Source organism: Pseudomonas sp. IT-P171, from assembly GCF_949767765.1.
In the GTDB taxonomy this organism is placed as follows: Bacteria; Pseudomonadota; Gammaproteobacteria; order Pseudomonadales; family Pseudomonadaceae; genus Aquipseudomonas; species Aquipseudomonas fluorescens_B.
The window spans coordinates 24,885-41,654 of sequence record NZ_CATKQN010000015.1 but is presented as its reverse complement, the minus strand read 5'-3'; the positions used below and the strand labels follow the sequence as shown (position 1 = coordinate 41,654).

The following is a 16,770-nucleotide window of genomic DNA, read 5'->3' as shown; positions in this document are numbered from 1 at the left end:
CCTGATTTGAAGGGGCAGATATTACTCTGCGCGGCCTTCGTCATACAGGTGCCAGTTGGGCCAAACACTGGTTTTCAAGGCGCGCGTAACGCGTCGAGCAAGGCTCTCGCATAACCGGGCAGGCCAGTGAATGAACGTGCGCACAACAACAGTTTGCGCTGTGCCCAGTCTTCCTTCAGGGCGAAGCTCTTGAGCGGTTGATCGACGGCCCGGCGCTGGATCGCTGCCAGCGGCACAATCGCCAGCCCGGCGCCGCGAGCGACCATGCGCATCACACCGTCGAAACCTTCCGCACGGATGCGGATTTGCAGGCGCATCCCCGCGTGCAGCGCCTGTTCTTCGAGGTACACCGCCAGTGCACTGTTAGCGCTCAGGCCAACGTAATCGTGATGCAGGGTGTCGCTGAAGTTCGGTGTCACGCCGTTCGCCAGGGGATGGTCGGGCGGCATGATCAGCACCAGCGGATCATCGCGAAAGGGCAGGGTCTCGAGGGCGTGGGTGTCCACGGCGTCGGAGACGATGCCAAGGTCTGCAGCGCCCTGGCGCAGGGCGTGAGTGATACGGGCGCTGGGCAGCTCCTGCAGGTCAATGTCGAGGTTGGGATGACGGCACAGAAAGTCTGCCAGCACTTCCGGCAGGTGCTCGGTGATCGCTGTGGTGTTGCACAACAAGCGCACCTGGCCTTTGACGCCGTTGGCATATTCGGCCAGGTCCTGCTGCATGCGTTCGGCCTGTTGCAACAGGCGTCGGGCGTGTTGCGCCAGGGCTTTTCCGGCGGGCGTGGGGGTGACGCCGCGCCGACCGCGTTCGAGAAAATCGATTCCCAGCGATGACTCCATGGCGCGGATTCGTGCGCTTGCCGCCGCCAGGGATAAATGGCTGCGAGCGGCGCCGGCGGTGATGTTGCCGGTGTCGAGGATGTTCAGGTAGAGACGCAGGTCGGTCAGGTCGAAGTGCATTACAGCAACCTCAGAATATGTGTTGTCTGGACGGACGCCATCGCGAGCAGGCTCGCTCCCACATTTGTCCGCGTCAGACCGGACGACGCGTTTAACTGTGGGAGCGAGCCTGCTCGCGATGGCGTCAGTGGAAGCAATGAATTTTAAGCCTCTGAAAAAACAAGAGGCACCCTCAGTGTATGGCAGATTTTCACGCAGCCATTCCGGGCTCAGGATAAGCCCATGAATACACTCTCTGCGTTTTATCAAAACCTCGGCCTGGCCCTTTCCCTGCTGGTCATTGCGACCTTCCTGCTGGCCGGCATGATCAAGGGGGTCATCGGTCTCGGCCTGCCGACCATCGCCATGGGGCTGCTCGGTCTGGCTATGGCGCCGTCGCAGGCTGCGGCGTTGCTGATCATTCCCGCGACCCTGACCAACGTCTGGCAACTGGCATTCGGCGGGCATTTGCGTGGGCTGGTCAAACGGCTGTGGCCGATGCTGCTGGCGATCTTCATCGGTACCGGCGCCGGTACGTTGTGGATCGGCATGGCCGGCGGTCATTGGGTGGTGCGAGGCCTGGGCGCGGCGTTGCTGCTCTACGCGCTGAGCGGGTTGTTCCTGCCGACCTTGCGCATCGGCAACCAGGCCGAACGCTGGTCAGGGCCGCTGTGCGGCGTGCTGACCGGCGTCATCACCTCGGCTACCGGCGTCTTCGTGATTCCGGCGGTGCCGTACCTGCAAGCACTGGGTTTGAGCAAGGATGAACTGGTGCAGGCGCTGGGCCTGTCGTTCACGGTGTCGACCCTCGCACTCGCCGCTGGCCTGTTGTGGCGTGGGGCGTTGGGCAGTGGCGAGCTGAGCGCGTCATTGCTGGCACTGATCCCGGCCGTGCTGGGCATGTTGCTGGGCCAGTGGCTACGGCAGCGGATCAGCGCCCCCTTGTTCAAGCGCGTGTTTTTCATTGGCCTCGGTGTACTTGGCGGCCACTTGCTGGTCAGCGGGTAGCGGACGACGGGCTGAGCATCTCGATGGCGCGGATCTCGAAATCCCGCTCCAGGTATTCCTCGCGTTGCTCAAGGAACTGCTTCATGTGCGGCAGGTTCGAGTGCACATCGAGGTGGGCCTGGGATTGCCAGATCTCGAAGAAGATAAACAGCGTCGGGTCCTGTTTGTCGCGCAGCATGTGGTACTCGATGCAGCCGGGCTCGGCGCGGCTCGCTTCTACATAGCCACGGAAGAACGCTTCGAAGGCGTCGGATTTTTCCGGGCGGGTCTTGGCGTGCAGGATGAAGCCTTGCATTTCACTCATCAAAAATCTCCTCAAGTTCAGAATCGGCGCAAGTTTATGGCAACAATCGCCTGTTGATTCGTGCGTATGGGTCAAATGAGTTTTGTGAATTCAGGGCTTATTCCGCGCGAGGCGGGCCATTAACCTGCCGCCATCCAATTTCTGACCCTTCCGAGATTTCCCATGAAAAAAGTCCTGTTGCTCAATGGCGGCAAAAAGTTTGCTCACTCCGACGGCCGCTACAACGCCACCCTGCATGAAGCCGCGTTGAGCGTGCTGGATCGCGGCGGCGTTGACGTGAAGGCCACGTTCATCGACGAGGGTTACGACGTCGCCGAAGAAGTCGCCAAATTCCTCTGGGCAGACGTGATCATTTATCAGATGCCCGGCTGGTGGATGGGCGCGCCGTGGACGGTGAAGAAGTACATCGACGAAGTTTTCACCGAGGGCCACGGCAGCCTCTACGCCAGCGACGGTCGCACCCGTTCCGACGCCTCGCAAAAGTACGGCAGCGGCGGTCTGGTGCAGGGCAAGCAATACATGTTGTCGCTGACCTGGAACGCGCCGCAGCAAGCCTTCGACGACCCGACCGACTTCTTCGAAGCCAAGGGCGTGGACGCGGTGTACTTCCCGTTCCACAAGGCCAACGAGTTCATCGGCATGACAGGTTTGCCAACGTTCCTGTGCGTTGACGTGATGAAGCGCCCGAACATCGAAGCCGACGTGGCGCGTTATGAACAGCATTTGAAAGAGGTGTTTGGCCTCAAGGCTTAAGGCTCGGCTACTATCGATACCTGTAGCAGGCACTGAACTGTGACGAGGGCTTTTTTGTGGCGAGGGAGCTTGCTCTCGCTGGTGCGCGAAGCGGACCCCAAATCAGCGAACGCGGTGAATCAGGCGGACCCAGCAGGCTGATTCACGACGGCGCCGCCGCCGAGCGGGAGCAAGCTCCCTCGCCACATCAGGCTTCTTTTGCACAGTGAATTTGCGCCGGACTATCGATAAGGGACACATGTGAAAGCCAGATCCGATGAGTTGCAGATTTTCGTCTGCGTGATTGAGTGCGGTTCGATTTCGGCTGCGGCCGAGCAGGTCGGGCAAACGCCTTCGGCGGTCAGTCGCACGCTGTCGCGGCTGGAGGCCAAGCTCGACACCACACTTATCAACCGCACCACGCGACGCATGGACCTGACCGAGGAAGGGAAGTATTTCTTCGAGCACGCCAAGCTGATTCTCGATCAGATGGACGAACTCGAAGAGCGCCTCAACTCACGCCAGCAAACCCCGTCCGGGCGTCTGCGGATCAACGCCGCCTCGCCGTTCATGCTGCACGCCATCGTGCCGTACATCGATGAGTTCCGCCGGCTCTACCCGGACATTCAGCTGGAGCTCAACAGCAACGACCTGATCATCGACCTGCTCGAACAGAGTACCGACATCGCCATCCGCATCGGCACCCTGGCCGACTCGACCCTGCACGCCCGTTCGCTGGGTTGCAGCCCGCTGCACATCGTCGCCAGCCCGGCCTACCTTGAGCAACATGGCACACCGATGGTGGTCGAGGACCTGACGGGGCACGCGCTGCTGGGCTTTACGAATAACGAAGGGCTCAACCAATGGCCGTTGCGTTATGTGCATGGCGATCGCTGGCCGATTCAAGCGTCGATCAGCGCGTCCAGCGGCGAGACGATCAGGCACCTGGCGCTGGAGGGCCAGGGCATTGCCAGCCTCTCGCATTTCATGACCATCGACGACATCCGCGCCGGGCGCCTGAAGGTGCTGCTGGCGGATTTCAACAGCGGCTATCGCCAACCGATCAACGCGGTGTACTACCGCAACTCGCAACTGGCCTTGCGGATTCAATGCTTCCTGGACTTCATCCAGGGCAAATTGGCGGTCTACGCGAACTCGGATTTCAAGGGCTGATTCGTGATCCCTGCGCAAGAGTGAATTGGGTCAACGGGGATTTTTCGTCCGCGATGACTACTTGATACTCGTTGCATCACTTATTCACGCAGGGAGTTTCTCCATGAACGTATTCGTTACCGGCGCTGCCGGTTTTATCGGCGGCTCCATCGCCACGGGCCTGGTCCGCGCTGGCCACACAGTTACCGGCCTGGTGCGCAGCACCGAACAGGCCAATGAATTGCGCGCTTTGGGCATCACCCCGGTCATCGGTACTCTTGACGACAGCGCACTACTGGCTGAACAGGCCCGCGCTGCCGACGCCGTGATCAACGCCGCCAGCAGCGATCATCGCGGCGCGGTGGAAGCGTTGCTCAATGCCTTGCGCGGTTCCAACAAAGTGTTCCTGCACACCAGCGGTTCGAGCATCGTCGGCGATGCGTCGGGCGGTAAATCCAGCGACGTCATCTATGACGAAGACAGCTTGCCGGAGCCGACCGTCGACAAGGCTGCACGCGTGGCCATCGACAACCTGATCCTCGCCGCAGCGAAAGACGGCGTGAACTCGGCCGTGATCTGCAACACCCTGATCTACGGCCACAGCCTGGGCGTCAAGCGTGACAGCGTGCAGCTGCCGCGCCTGCTGAAACAGGCGCGCAAAAGTGGCGTGGTTCGTCATGTCGGCACGGGCCAGAACATCTGGTCCAACGTGCACATCGAAGACGTTGTTTCCCTGTACCTGCTGGCGCTGACCAAAAACGTACCGGGCACGTTCTACTTCGTTGAAAGCGGTGAAGCGTCGTTCATCGACATGACCACGGCGATTGCCGAAGCGTTGAAGCTGGGTGAGCCACAAGACTGGCCACTGAAGGATGCCGAGGCCGAGTGGGGTTATGAAATGGCCAACTATGGTTTGGGTTCCAACAGCCGTGTGCGCGGCAAGCATGCGCGGGAACTGCTGGGTTGGGCGCCGCAGCGGACGTCTGTGGTTGAGTGGATTCGGGACGAGATGGTTTGAGTTCGCTGTAGACCGCGTCATCGTTCATTGCGGGCAAGCCACGCTCCGCCAGGATTTGCGTCGTTCACACATTGGGTGAACGACGCAAATTCTGGCGGAGCGTGGCTTGCCCGCGATTGCTTTTTCAGCCGCACGGCAACTGGCCGGGCCAGGCTCAATTCCGTAACATCCGCCCCCTCTATCCCTGCTGTGTTCTGTTCCCATGAAAGCAAAACGTCTGCGCGCCGATCTCCTGGCCGGGCTCACCACCTCATTTGCCCTGCTTCCCGAATGCATCGCCTTCGCGCTGGTGGCCCACCTCAACCCGCTGATGGGGCTTTATGGAGCGTTCATCATTTGCACCCTGACTGCGCTGTTCGGCGGCCGGCCGGGCATGGTGTCGGGCGCGGCCGGTTCGATGGCCGTAGTGATCGTCGCGTTGGTGGTGCAGCACGGTGTGCAATATTTACTCGCGACGGTGTTGCTGGGTGGCCTGATCATGCTGGCGTTCGGGTTGCTGAAACTCGGCAAGCTGGTACGCATGGTGCCGCACCCGGTGATGCTCGGCTTCGTCAACGGCCTGGCGATCATCATTGCGTTGGCGCAACTCGAACACTTCAAGAGCGGTGACGCCTGGCTCAGCGGCACGCCGTTGTATGTGATGACGGGGCTGGTGGCGCTGACGATGGCGATTGTCTATCTGCTGCCGCGTCTGACGCGTGCGGTGCCACCGGCATTGGTGGCGATTCTTGGCGTGGGGCTGGCGGTTTATCTGCTCGGCCTGCCGACCCGCACGCTCGGCGACATGGCACACATCGCCGGCGGCTTGCCGACGTTTGCCTGGCCGGACATTCCATGGACGCTGGACACCCTGCGCATCATCGCGCCTTACGCGATCCTGATGGCGCTGGTCGGTCTGCTGGAAACCCTGCTGACCCTGAACCTCACCGATGAAATCACCGAAAGCCGTGGCTTTCCGGATCGCGAGTGCGTGGCGCTGGGCGCGGCCAACATGGTGTCCGGTGTGTTTGGCGGCATGGGTGGCTGCGCGATGATCGGCCAGACCGTGATCAACCTCAGTTCCGGAGGTCGTGGCCGGCTGTCCGGCGTGGTGTCCGGTGTGCTGATTCTGCTGTTCATCCTGTTTTTATCACCCTTGATCGAGCGCATCCCGCTGGCGGCACTGGTCGGGGTGATGTTCGTGGTGTCGCAGCAAACCTTCGCCTGGGCTTCGCTGCGGGTCGCGAACAAGGTGCCGTTGAATGACGTGCTGGTGATCGTCGCGGTGACGGTCATTACCGTGTTCACCGATCTGGCGACCGCCGTGCTGTGCGGGATCATCATTGCCGCGCTCAACTTCGCCTGGCAGCAGGCTCGCGAACTGTATGCCGACAGTCACCTCGAAGCTGACGGCAGCAAGCTTTACTTGCTGCATGGCACGCTGTTCTTCGCCTCGACGACGCCTTTTCTCAATCAGTTCGACCCGGCCAATGACCCGTCCGTGGTGACGATCGACTGCCGTCACCTGAGCTTCGTCGATTACTCAGCCATCGCGGCGCTCAAGACCCTGCGCGAACGCTACGCCAAGGCCGGCAAGCACCTGCGCGTGCTGCACCTGTCCGAGCGTTGCAAGAAGTTGCTCAAGCGTGCGCGGGTGAGTCACGACTGAGTAACATCGGGCAGGCGCGATGAAAATCCGCCTGCCCGATTTTCATATCCGCCGACCTCGCATGCCTCTGCGCGACAACCCTTACCCCTTTACGAAAATTACTTTCACCTCGTTTGAGTTTCACGCTTCGAAATGTTTTAAGAGTTTCACAAAACGTTCGACGTGACCCTTTCGAGGAGTACCGCATGACCCTGTCCTTCGGCTATTGGCTGCTGGTGTATGCCGCCATCGCCATCATTGCCCTGATCGTTCTGATCGCCCGTTACCGGCTTAATCCCTTCATCGTCATCACCCTGGTGTCCATCGGCCTCGCGCTGCTGGCCGGCATGCCGCCGTCCGGGGTGGTCGGTGCGTACGAGGCCGGCGTCGGCAAGACCCTGGGGCATATCGCGCTGGTGGTGGCGCTGGGCACGATGCTCGGCAAGATGATGGCCGAGTCCGGCGGTGCCGAGCAGGTGGCGCGCACCTTGATCGACCGTTTCGGCGAGAAGAACGCGCACTGGGCGATGGTCTGCATCGCGTTCCTGGTCGGGCTGCCGTTGTTCTTCGAGGTCGGTTTTGTGTTGCTGGTGCCGATCGCCTTTACCGTGGCGCGTCGCGTTGGCGTGTCGATCCTGATGGTCGGTTTGCCGATGGTGGCCGGGCTCTCGGTGGTGCATGCCCTGGTGCCGCCGCACCCGGCGGCGATGCTGGCGGTGCAGGTGTATGGGGCGTCGGTCGGGCAGACTTTGATGTACGCGATTCTGATCGGCATTCCGACCGCGATCATCGCCGGTCCGCTGTACGCCAGGTTCATCGTGCCGCGCATTCAATTGCCGGCGGAAAACCCGCTGGAGCGGCAGTTCCTCGAACGCGAACCACGCGACAGCCTGCCGGGTTTCGGCATCACCATGGCGACCATTCTGCTGCCGGTGGTGCTGATGCTGATCGGCGGCTGGGCCAACCTGATTTCCACGCCGGGCAGCGGCTTCAACCAGTTTCTGCTGTTCATCGGCAACTCGGTGATCGCCTTGTTGCTGGCAACCTTGCTGAGCTTCTGGACCCTCGGCATCGCCCAGGGCTTCAACCGCGAATCGATCCTCAAGTTCACCAACGAATGCCTGGCGCCGACCGCCAGCATCACCCTGCTGGTCGGCGCTGGCGGCGGGTTGAACCGGATTCTGGTGGACGCCGGGGTGACCGATCAGATCGTCAGCCTGGCCCATGAATTTCACCTGTCGCCGCTGCTGATGGGCTGGCTGTTCGCCGCGCTGATGCGCATTGCCACTGGCTCTGCCACCGTGGCCATGACCACCGCCTCGGGGATCGTCGCGCCGGTGGCCATTGGGCTGGGTTATCCGCATCCGGAGTTGCTGGTGCTGGCGACGGGCGCGGGGTCGGTGATCTTTTCCCACGTCAACGACGGCGGCTTCTGGTTGATCAAGGAATACTTCAACATGAGCGTCGCCCAGACCTTCAAGACCTGGACCGTGCTGGAGACCATCATTTCAGTGGTCGCCTTTGCGTTGACCGTAGGTCTTTCTTACCTGATTTAACCGGAGCCGCCTGCCATGGACATCCTCTATCAGATCCGCGCCCGTCAGGATTCCTTCAGCGCCGGCGAAGGACGCATCGCCCGGCTGATGCTCGACGACGTAGGGTTTGCCTCTGCCGCCAGCCTCGATGAGCTGGCGCTGAAAGCGGAAGTCAGCACCGCCACGCTGTCGCGTTTCGCCCGCACCGTGGGTTGCCGCGACTTGCGCGACCTGCGCCTGCAACTGGCTCAGGCCAGCGGCGTCGGCAGCCGTTTTCTCGACCCGGCGGGCACGCCCGATCAGTCGGCGTTCTACGGGCAGATCGTCGGCGATATCGAGTCCACTTTGCGCCAGCATCTGGCGGCGTTCGACGAGTCGCGTTTTGCTGATGCAGTCAAACTGCTGGGCAAGGCGCGGATGATTCACGCCTTCGGCATGGGCGGTTGCTCGACCTTGTGCAGCGATGAACTGCAAGTGCGGCTGGTGCGGTTCGGTTACCCGATTTCGGCGTGCCACGACCCGGTGATGATGCGCGTCACTGCGGCCAGCCTGGGCGCGGAACACGCGGTTATTGTGTGTTCGCTGACCGGCATCACTCCAGAATTGCTCGAAGCCGTCGCGCTGGCGCGCAACTACGGCGCACGGATTGTCGCCATCACCCGGGCCGACTCGCCGCTGGCGCAATTGGCCGATGTGCTGCTACCGCTGCAGGGCGTCGAAACCTCGTTCATCTACAAACCCACCGCGGCGCGCTACGGCATGCTGCTGGCCATCGACGTGCTTGCCACCGAACTGGCGCTGGCCAATCCTGAAGACAATCAAGAGCGTCTGCGGCGGATCAAACTTGCCCTGGACGATTACCGCGGCGGCGACGATCACTTGCCGCTGGGAGACTGACATGAAGTACGACACGCTGATTCGCAACGCTCTGATCATCGACGGCAGCAACGCCCCCGGTTACCCCGCCGACCTGGCGATTCTGAATGGCCGCGTCGAGCGCATCGGCGACTTGCACGACGCCACAGCCACTGAAGAAATCGACGCGGCAGGGAGGGTGCTGGCGCCAGGTTTCATCGATGTGCACACCCACGACGACACGGTGGTGATCCGCCAGCCGCAGATGCTGCCCAAGCTCAGCCAGGGCGTGACCACCGTCATTGTGGGCAACTGCGGGATCAGCGCTTCGCCGGTAAGTTTGAAAGGTGATCCACCCGACCCGATGAACTTGCTCGGGACCTCGGCGGCCTTCGTTTATCCGACCTTCCGCGACTACCGCACGGCGGTCGAGGCGGCGAACACCACATTGAACGTCGCCGCACTGGTGGGCCACACCGCGTTGCGCAGCAATCACCTCGACGACCTGTTCCGCACCGCCACGCCGGATGAAGTCAGTGCGATGCGTGAGCAACTGCGCGAAAGCCTTGAAGCGGGCGCTTTGGGCTTATCCACAGGCCTGGCCTACGCCAGCGCCTTCTCGGCCTCCACCGATGAAGTGATGCAACTGACCGAAGAACTGACCGCGTTCGGTGCGGTGTACACCACCCATTTGCGCAGCGAATTCGAGCCGGTGCTGGAAGCCATGGACGAGGCGTTCAAGATCGGTCGCCATGCGAAGTCACCGGTGATCATTTCCCACCTCAAATGTGCCGGCGCTGGTAACTGGGGGCGGAGTCCGCAACTGTTGGCATCGCTTGAAGAAGCGGCGAAAACCCACCCGGTGGGCTGCGATTGTTATCCCTACGCGGCGAGCTCTTCGACCCTGGACCTCAAGCAAGTCACCGACGCCCATCGCATCACCATCACCTGGTCCACACCACACCCGGAATTGGGCGGTCGCGACCTGCTGGACATTGCTGCGGAATGGAGCGTGCCATTACTCGAAGCTGCTCGCCGACTGCAACCGGCCGGCGCGGTGTATTACGGAATGGACGAGAACGATGTGCGAAGAATCCTCGCGCATCCGCTGTCGATGGTCGGCTCTGACGGACTGCCGGAAGACCCGTTTCCGCATCCGCGGCTGTGGGGCGCATTCCCTCGCGTGCTCGGACATTTCAGTCGCGATGTCGGGCTGTTTCCGCTGCACACGGCGGTGCACAAAATGACCGGATTGTCCGCGGCGCGATTCGGCTTGAAACAGCGCGGCGAAATCCGTGAAGGGCATTGGGCGGACCTGGTGTTGTTCAATCCTGCAACCATTCGCGATGTCGCCGATTTCAGTGACCCGCAACGCGCGGCAGAAGGCATCGACGGCGTGTGGGTCAACGGGGTGTTGAGTTACAGCGAAGGGCAGGCAAACGGCAGAAGGGAAGGGCGGTTTCTGGCGCGGGAAGGGGATTTGCGTGACGGGTTTCAGTAAGCATTTCGAGTGCTGCGTCACAGTGGTGGCACATTGCAATTAAAGAAAGCCCTCGCCAAGCCGAAGCGCTGACACTAGCCCGGCTACACTCTGGGCCTTTCCAGTCTGGGAGCAACTTTATGAGCTGCGGCAAAACCACCCCGATCCTGCGGATTTTCGACGAAAACAAAGCCGTGGAGTTCTACGTCGACTTCCTCGGTTTCAAGATCGACTGGCAGCATCGTTTCGAGTCGGATTTTCCGTTGTACCTGCAAGTGTCCCGTGGCGAATGCGTGCTGCATTTGTCCGAGCACCACGGCGACAGCACACCGGGTTCGGCGCTGCGCATCGAGACCGATGAACTGGAAGCGTTCCAGCAGCAATTACTCGCCAAGGAATACAAGTTTTCGCACCCACAGATCCAGGCCATGCCGTGGGGCAGCCAGGACATGACCATCGCCGACCCGTTCGGCAATCGGTTGGTGTTTACCAATGCGATCAGTGTGTAACGCGGCGGGGTCGAGTCAGATCTGCCTTGGCGCCAGATAGAGCGGTGAATACCAGGCCGGGCGGATCCGAATTATCTGTTGCTTGTCGAAAGCCATCGCGGGCTTGCCCGCGATGGGGTCAGTGATTCAATGCTGACTGAATGTCAGACGCGGAAATGGCTGACCATCATCTGCAACTGATTACCCAACCGTGCCAGTTCAACACTGGACTTGGCCGTTTCGTCGCTGGCCGCGGCGGTCTGTTCGGACACGTCGCGCACATTGATGATGCTGCGGCTGATCTCTTCGGCCACGGCGCTTTGCTGTTCGGCAGCCGCGGCGATCTGCTGGTTCATCGACTGGATGTTGGACACTGTGCGGGTGATGTTTTCCAGTGACACACCGGCCTTGCGGGTCAGGGCGACGCTGCTGTCGGTGAGGGCGCGGCTGTTGTTCATCACCGTCGACACTTGTTGCGTGCCGTTTTGCAGACCCGCCACCAGGCCTTCGATTTCCTCGGTGGATTTCTGCGTGCGCTGGGCCAGGCCACGAACCTCGTCGGCCACCACCGCAAAACCACGACCGGCTTCACCGGCACGGGCGGCTTCGATGGCAGCGTTGAGCGCCAGCAGGTTGGTCTGCTCGGCGACGGCCTTGATCACGTCCATGACGCTGCCGATCTTGTCGCTTTCCTGTTGCAACACGCTCATGGCTTCGGTGGAACGCGCCACTTCGCTGGCCAGGCGTTCGATCTGGGCGATGGCTTCGTTGACCACCTTGTCGCCTTCGCGGGCTTCGCCGTCGGCAGCGGCTGCGGCTTGCGAGGCTTCTTCGGCGTTGCGTGCGACTTCCTGCACGGTGGCCGTCATTTCGTGCATGGCGGTGGCCACCTGATCGGTCTCGATCTTCTGGCTGTTCACGCCGGCGCTGGTCTGCCCGGTCACGGCCGACAGTTCTTCGGCAGCGCTGGCGATCTGGGTCACGCCGTCGCGGATGCCGCTGATCAAGTCGCGCAGGGTCACGCCCATGCGTGCGATGCCTTGCTGCAACACACCGAGTTCATCGCGGCGAGTGACCTTGACGTCCTGAGACAGGTCGCCGCTGGCGATGCGTTCAACCACGGCCAGCGTGTCGCGCAGCGGGCCGGTGATCTGACGGGTGATGATCACGGCGGCAATGACGCCCACCAGCAACGCCAGCAAGGTACTGATCAGTTGCAGGGTGCGGGCCTGTGCGCTTTCGGCGTCACGACGGTCGAGCTGGATCTGATACAGCTGCTCGCTGAGGCTCACGATGGCGCCGCCCTGGTCGGTCATCTCCTTGCGTGCCTGCACCGCATCGACGCTCGCGGTCTTATAGGCCTGCAAAGCGCTGCGGTAATTGTGCAGCGCGGTTTCCAGTTGACGCAGGGCGTCCTGCTGAGAGTCGGCGAAATGCACATTCAGTTGTTTCAGGCTGGCGATGGCCGCGTCCAGTTGGCCGACGGCTTTCTGCTCGGTCTCGGCGTTGGTGGTCGCGGTGTAGCCGCGCACTTCGTAGCGGGCCAGCATGAACGCTTCCTTGGCGGCGGTGATGGCCTGGAATTGTTCGAAGCGCTGATCGCTCAGTGGCATTTGCTGTACGTGGGTGTTGATGGCGTTGATCAGCGAGTACGCGTTTTCCGCATTGGCGCCCATGGCGTCGCGTGCGCTGTTGCCGGTGCGGTAGGCGCTGCGCATTTTGTTCAGGGACGTTTTGTACGCCTCAATCTGCGTGCCTTGCTCTTTGAGCAGCTTGATGTTTTCCGGGCTCTTGAATTTCACCAGCAGCGCTTGTTGCTGAGCGGCAAATGCATCCAGGGTGGTCTGTACATTCTGTGCGGCGGTTTCATCGCCGTTGGTCAGCATGTATTGCAGGCGAACCACACGCAGTTTGGTCAGGCCGGCATTGAGCTGGGTGATGTCGCTCATCCAGTTGCTGCGGTCAATCAAGCCGCCCAGGCTTGTCCAGCCGGTGAGGGCGAGGATGCAGGTCAGTGCCAGGACCAGGCCAAACCCCAGGCCCAGTTTCATGTTCACGCTGATGTTGCCGAACCAGCTATTCATCAAATTCCTCCAGGAACGTTGCGCTTTTTGGTCGTCGGTTGGCTGGAAGATTGTTGTTTTTGGTAGCCAAGGATATGTAGCAGGTCTGTATCGGCAGCAAGCACGAGAGCTGAAAGGATTTTGTTGGAGCGATGTGTAACAAGGTTTTTGAGGGTGAATTAAGCTTTTTTTCACATCGGTTTCACCCCTAGCGGACGCCAGGCTCCCTACCCTCTCGGCATCGAATCAAGGGATGCATGCCGGTGAGGCGGCCTGATGTGGAACTGAGACTGAATCTGTTCGGGGTAACGCGCTCGATTGATCTGAGCCGTTTGACCCGCTATCGAAATACTGCGGTAGTGCTGGCCTCTGTGCTGTTGGTGATTCCGCTGACAGTCTGGCTGTTGCGGCCCGCCGCGGTGCCAGACCTGGCCCACGGCAATGTCGCCGGCGCCCAGGCGTTACTGAGCGGCTGGGCCAAGGGGGACCTGATTGTGCTGGTGCGTCATGTCGAGCGCTGCGATCACTCCAAAGCCGCGTGCCTGAGTGGCAATGACGGCATTACCGATCGCTCCCGCAGTGTCGCGGTGAGTGTCGGTGCGCAGTTCGAACAGTTGGGACTGGAAAAGGCAGACATCTACAACAGCCCGATGATTCGTACCGCACAGACCGCCGGCTATATGTTCAACAAGGTGAGCGCCAATGAAGACTGGCTGATCAGCTGCAAGGGCACGATGCTGCGCGACGCGCTGGCGCACAAAGTGGCAGGTCGCAATCTGATTCTGGTGACTCACAGCGAATGCATGGCGCAGATTGAGAAAGACCTCAAGTTACCGGCTGCCACCCTCGGTTACGGTGCCTCTTTGTTTATCTCCGCCGCCACACCACAAACACCGCAAATGCTCGGTTTCATCGAAGCTTCCGACTGGCGCACGGTGACCTCCCAATGAGTAAGTCCCTACGCTTTTACGGCTTCAATTTCGGTATTCCGCTGGCCTGTGCGGCGATGGTTTTCCTGTTGTTCGACATGACGAAAATCGACATCGCGTTCAGCAATCTGTTTTTTGATCCGGTGACCCAGACGTTTCCGCTCGACCAGGTTCACTTCTTTGAAAAGCTCACCCACAAGTGGGCGCGCATCATTCCGAACTGGACCGGTGAACTCGCGTTGATCGGCGCGATGTTGTCGTTTGTCTGGCCGCTGACCAACCCGCAGAAGCATCCGCGCCTTGGCCGTTTTCTGGTGCGGAGCAAAGCCGCTTCGGTGCTGCGATTTGCCCACGACCATCGTCGGGACTTTCTGTTTGTAGTGTTCGCGTTTGCCATTTGCACCGGTGTGATTCATTTCCTCAAGTCGCACACCAGCGTGTATTGCCCGATTGAAACGACCCTCTACGGCGGAAAAATTGCCCATATGGAGTGGTACAGCAACTTCCAGTTGTTCAGGGAGGCCGGCGATGGCCGCTGCTGGCCGGGCGGGCATGCTTCGGGCGGGTTCACCATGCTTGCGTTGTACTTTGTTGCGCGCCGTTACCGCTGGCGCCATTCGAAAGCGCTGATGTACGGCTCGCTGTTCCTCGGTTTCGTCTACGGCACGACTCGGGTTCTGCAAGGCTGGCATTACATGTCCCACACCCTCTGGGCCGGGATCTTCGTCTGGCTGGCGTGCTTGCTGACCGCGTTGGCTTTTTATGGGCGAGCGCGCCTGGAGTTGCCCGTGCTGCAAAAGCACAAAGAGCCGCTGGTTTTAATCCAGTCGACCAGTGTTTCCTGAAGGCAAAAAAAAGCCCGCGGGAGGGCGGGCAAACCGTAGTTTCTTGAATGAGCGAGGGCAATGTACCGGTTGGCGAGGTGTGTTGGGGTGAAGAAAAATTTATGTGGCGCAATGGCCTTGTGCTGCGAAAGGTTATTGGCTTTTTTATAAACACACCATAAATGCCATGCCACTCCCCCGACGTCACCGTGTGCCTGACATGATGCTCCCACCGCCGCACGCCCAATCCCTCCCGCCGATCCAGCGACGCCCGACCGTCAGGTCCATGATCAGCGTCGGTTGCGACCCCGCGTCAAGCAGCGCACCCCCCGCCGTCAGGCAACGGATCCCGGCCTGAAGTCCGCACACCAGCACGTGTCCCACTTGCAAACTGGACAGATAATCTATGGCCATCAGGCGATGGCGCGTAGCCATGCCTGATGAAAATGCGATCAGCCTGGATCAGGTTTTCATCGTCCGGTGTGGGGGGGCGCCGAGTTATTTCTCGAAAAGTGGTTCCAGAGGCGGTGTCGCCTGAGTCATTGGATGTCGATATGTCATTTATTAATGTCGTCAATAAAATGGCGAATAATCGTTGTCGAGAGCCGTATGGCGGCTCAATGGACAAACTATTGACAGTTCGTCGCCGATCTCACATTATCTGCGCCGCATTAATGGCCTTGCGCCATAAAATCGACGTTGCCGGACAATGCCGACAGAACCTTTGAGATTGAGAAGATGTCGCAGTCTCAGGCGTTAGAGGCTAAGTGCCATCAGCTCGAATCAATGATCTACAGAGTCACCGTTTGGCGGACTTTACATACGAAGTGTCCGTGTGAATCTTCAGGAATAAACTTCATGCTTGATGGGCGAATACTGGTTACCGGCGGTGCAGGATTTATTGGGTCACACCTTGTGGAAGCGTTGCTTGGCAAAGGCTACAAGGTTCGCGTACTGGATAATTTGTCGACCGGAAAGGTCGGTAATCTGCCGGTGGGTAACGCCAATCTGAACCTGGTCGTCGGCGATGTAGCGGACGATGCCGCGGTAGAACAAGCCATGCGTGATTGCACCGCAGTCGTGCACCTGGCGGCGGTGGCCTCGGTACAAGCCTCGGTAGATGATCCGGTCAGCACCCATCAAAGCAACTTCGTTGGCACGCTCAACGTGTGTGAGCACATGATGAAGGCCGGTATCAAGCGCGTGGTATTCGCGTCCAGCGCGGCCATCTACGGCAACAATGGCGAAGGCTCTGCGATCGACGAGGACACCCCCAAGTCCCCGCTCACGCCTTATGCCAGCGACAAACTGGCCAGCGAGTATTACCTGGACTTCTACCGCCGTGAACATGGCCTGGAGCCGGTGGTCCTGAGGTTCTTCAATATCTTCGGCCCGCGCCAGGACCCTTCGTCGCCGTACTCCGGCGTGATCAGCATTTTCACCGAACGGGCCATGGCCCGGCAGCCTGTGGCGATTTTCGGCGACGGTGAACAGACCCGTGACTTTGTCTACGTCCAGGACCTGGTAAGCATCCTCGTCCAGGCCGTGGAAGCCAACGAACCGAGCCCCGGCGCGTTGAATGTCGGGCTCAGTCGTTCCACCAGCCTCAACGATCTGATCACTGAACTGGGGAACGCCACCGGCAACCCTCTGACGGTGACTTATCAGGCGCCGCGTCAAGGCGATATTCGCCATTCACGCGCTAATAACGCTCGCCTGCTCGAGCGTTTTACGCTGGCGACACCGACCTCCATTGGTGACGGTTTAGCACAGCTTTTGCGCAGTTTGTAACCCGCCCGTTCCACCCATTGGTGTGC

General features: G+C 60.4%; 15 protein-coding genes and 2 pseudogenes. 12 read left to right on the top strand and 5 right to left on the bottom strand.

Annotated elements, in window-relative coordinates:
• Positions 1–74: 74 nt before the first annotated feature.
• On the bottom strand, positions 75–959 hold the full coding sequence (locus ACM6I5_RS13915; RefSeq protein ID WP_414884079.1) for a LysR substrate-binding domain-containing protein: 885 nt from the start codon (positions 957–959) through the stop codon (positions 75–77).
• 222 nt (positions 960–1,181) lie between these two features.
• Here ACM6I5_RS13915 and ACM6I5_RS13910 point away from each other — a divergent pair, with 222 nt between their 5' ends.
• Positions 1,182–1,946, top strand: coding sequence for a sulfite exporter TauE/SafE family protein (locus ACM6I5_RS13910; RefSeq protein ID WP_017336417.1), 765 nt, complete (start codon positions 1,182–1,184; stop codon positions 1,944–1,946).
• Here ACM6I5_RS13910 and ACM6I5_RS13905 read toward each other — a convergent pair.
• A complete protein-coding gene (locus tag ACM6I5_RS13905; RefSeq protein ID WP_017336418.1) occupies positions 1,936–2,250 on the bottom strand; it encodes a putative quinol monooxygenase in 315 nt (104 codons plus the stop codon). The two genes, ACM6I5_RS13910 and ACM6I5_RS13905, sit on opposite strands and share 11 nt — an antisense overlap.
• Before the next feature lie 162 nt (positions 2,251–2,412).
• Between ACM6I5_RS13905 and ACM6I5_RS13900 the strand changes: the two genes are divergently transcribed.
• The 8 genes from ACM6I5_RS13900 (at position 2,413) to ACM6I5_RS13865 (ending at position 11,158) form a co-directional block, all read left to right on the top strand.
• Complete coding sequence (locus ACM6I5_RS13900) at positions 2,413–3,003, top strand: NAD(P)H-dependent oxidoreductase (protein ID WP_017336419.1); 591 nt, start codon at positions 2,413–2,415, stop codon at positions 3,001–3,003.
• Positions 3,004–3,243: 240 nt separating this feature from the next.
• Positions 3,244–4,155, top strand: a complete 912-nt coding sequence (locus ACM6I5_RS13895) for a LysR family transcriptional regulator (RefSeq protein ID WP_084323566.1) — start codon at positions 3,244–3,246, stop codon at positions 4,153–4,155.
• Between the two features lie 103 nt (positions 4,156–4,258).
• Complete coding sequence (locus tag ACM6I5_RS13890; RefSeq protein ID WP_017336421.1) at positions 4,259–5,152, top strand: NAD-dependent epimerase/dehydratase family protein; 894 nt, start codon at positions 4,259–4,261, stop codon at positions 5,150–5,152.
• A gap of 202 nt (positions 5,153–5,354) precedes the next feature.
• The gene (locus tag ACM6I5_RS13885; protein WP_414884078.1) at positions 5,355–6,800 is read left to right on the top strand and encodes a SulP family inorganic anion transporter; all 1,446 of its coding nucleotides are present in this window, start codon (positions 5,355–5,357) and stop codon (positions 6,798–6,800) included.
• A gap of 185 nt (positions 6,801–6,985) precedes the next feature.
• The gene (locus tag ACM6I5_RS13880; RefSeq protein ID WP_052909684.1) at positions 6,986–8,335 is read left to right on the top strand and encodes a gluconate:H+ symporter; all 1,350 of its coding nucleotides are present in this window, start codon (positions 6,986–6,988) and stop codon (positions 8,333–8,335) included.
• Between the two features lie 15 nt (positions 8,336–8,350).
• Positions 8,351–9,211, top strand: a complete 861-nt coding sequence (locus ACM6I5_RS13875) for a MurR/RpiR family transcriptional regulator (RefSeq protein WP_414879324.1) — start codon at positions 8,351–8,353, stop codon at positions 9,209–9,211.
• A 1-nt stretch (position 9,212) separates the two neighbouring features.
• Positions 9,213–10,670 (top strand): N-acyl-D-amino-acid deacylase family protein, encoded by a 1,458-nt coding sequence (locus ACM6I5_RS13870; RefSeq protein WP_414884077.1) that lies wholly within the window; start codon positions 9,213–9,215, stop codon positions 10,668–10,670.
• A gap of 119 nt (positions 10,671–10,789) precedes the next feature.
• On the top strand, positions 10,790–11,158 hold the full coding sequence (locus ACM6I5_RS13865) for a glyoxalase superfamily protein (RefSeq protein ID WP_017336425.1): 369 nt from the start codon (positions 10,790–10,792) through the stop codon (positions 11,156–11,158).
• Positions 11,159–11,301: 143 nt separating this feature from the next.
• Here the strand turns inward: ACM6I5_RS13865 and ACM6I5_RS13860 are convergent, their stop codons facing one another.
• Entirely contained in the window at positions 11,302–12,006 is a 705-nt protein-coding gene (locus ACM6I5_RS13860) for a methyl-accepting chemotaxis protein (protein ID WP_414884086.1), read from the bottom strand.
• Positions 12,007–12,207: 201 nt separating this feature from the next.
• A pseudogene (locus ACM6I5_RS13855) lies at positions 12,208–13,086 on the bottom strand (methyl-accepting chemotaxis protein); the annotation flags it as partial.
• A gap of 392 nt (positions 13,087–13,478) precedes the next feature.
• On the opposite strand from ACM6I5_RS13855, the gene ACM6I5_RS13850 reads away from it, so the two are divergent.
• Together ACM6I5_RS13850 and ACM6I5_RS13845 are read left to right on the top strand one after the other, a co-directional pair.
• Positions 13,479–14,150, top strand: a complete 672-nt coding sequence (locus ACM6I5_RS13850; protein WP_017336427.1) for a histidine phosphatase family protein — start codon at positions 13,479–13,481, stop codon at positions 14,148–14,150.
• Entirely contained in the window at positions 14,147–14,974 is an 828-nt protein-coding gene (locus ACM6I5_RS13845; protein ID WP_414884076.1) for a phosphatase PAP2 family protein, read from the top strand. The genes ACM6I5_RS13850 and ACM6I5_RS13845 overlap by 4 nt, the downstream gene beginning before the upstream one ends.
• A 172-nt stretch (positions 14,975–15,146) precedes the next feature.
• Here the strand turns inward: ACM6I5_RS13845 and ACM6I5_RS13840 are convergent.
• Positions 15,147–15,440: pseudogene (locus ACM6I5_RS13840) on the bottom strand (hydrolase); the annotation flags it as partial.
• A 371-nt stretch (positions 15,441–15,811) separates the two neighbouring features.
• Between ACM6I5_RS13840 and ACM6I5_RS13835 the strand changes: the two are divergent.
• On the top strand, positions 15,812–16,744 hold the full coding sequence (locus ACM6I5_RS13835; protein WP_414884075.1) for an NAD-dependent epimerase/dehydratase family protein: 933 nt from the start codon (positions 15,812–15,814) through the stop codon (positions 16,742–16,744).
• Positions 16,745–16,770: the final 26 nt, after the last annotated feature.

Excerpts from the sequence above, each read along its gene's own strand:
- ACM6I5_RS13875 (WP_414879324.1), top strand. The coding sequence starts at position 8,351 with ATGGACATCCTCTATCAGATCCGCGCCCGTCAGGATTCCTTCAGCGCC.
- ACM6I5_RS13860 (WP_414884086.1), bottom strand. The coding sequence starts at position 12,006 with ATGACGGCCACCGTGCAGGAAGTCGCACGCAACGCCGAAGAAGCCTCG.
- ACM6I5_RS13845 (WP_414884076.1), top strand. The coding sequence starts at position 14,147 with ATGAGTAAGTCCCTACGCTTTTACGGCTTCAATTTCGGTATTCCGCTG.
- ACM6I5_RS13905 (WP_017336418.1), bottom strand. The coding sequence starts at position 2,250 with ATGAGTGAAATGCAAGGCTTCATCCTGCACGCCAAGACCCGCCCGGAA.
- ACM6I5_RS13880 (WP_052909684.1), top strand. The coding sequence starts at position 6,986 with ATGACCCTGTCCTTCGGCTATTGGCTGCTGGTGTATGCCGCCATCGCC.
- ACM6I5_RS13900 (WP_017336419.1), top strand. The coding sequence starts at position 2,413 with ATGAAAAAAGTCCTGTTGCTCAATGGCGGCAAAAAGTTTGCTCACTCC.
- ACM6I5_RS13870 (WP_414884077.1), top strand. The coding sequence starts at position 9,213 with ATGAAGTACGACACGCTGATTCGCAACGCTCTGATCATCGACGGCAGC.
- ACM6I5_RS13835 (WP_414884075.1), top strand. The coding sequence starts at position 15,812 with ATGCTTGATGGGCGAATACTGGTTACCGGCGGTGCAGGATTTATTGGG.
- ACM6I5_RS13915 (WP_414884079.1), bottom strand. The coding sequence starts at position 959 with ATGCACTTCGACCTGACCGACCTGCGTCTCTACCTGAACATCCTCGAC.
- ACM6I5_RS13910 (WP_017336417.1), top strand. The coding sequence starts at position 1,182 with ATGAATACACTCTCTGCGTTTTATCAAAACCTCGGCCTGGCCCTTTCC.
- ACM6I5_RS13890 (WP_017336421.1), top strand. The coding sequence starts at position 4,259 with ATGAACGTATTCGTTACCGGCGCTGCCGGTTTTATCGGCGGCTCCATC.
- ACM6I5_RS13885 (WP_414884078.1), top strand. The coding sequence starts at position 5,355 with ATGAAAGCAAAACGTCTGCGCGCCGATCTCCTGGCCGGGCTCACCACC.
- ACM6I5_RS13865 (WP_017336425.1), top strand. The coding sequence starts at position 10,790 with ATGAGCTGCGGCAAAACCACCCCGATCCTGCGGATTTTCGACGAAAAC.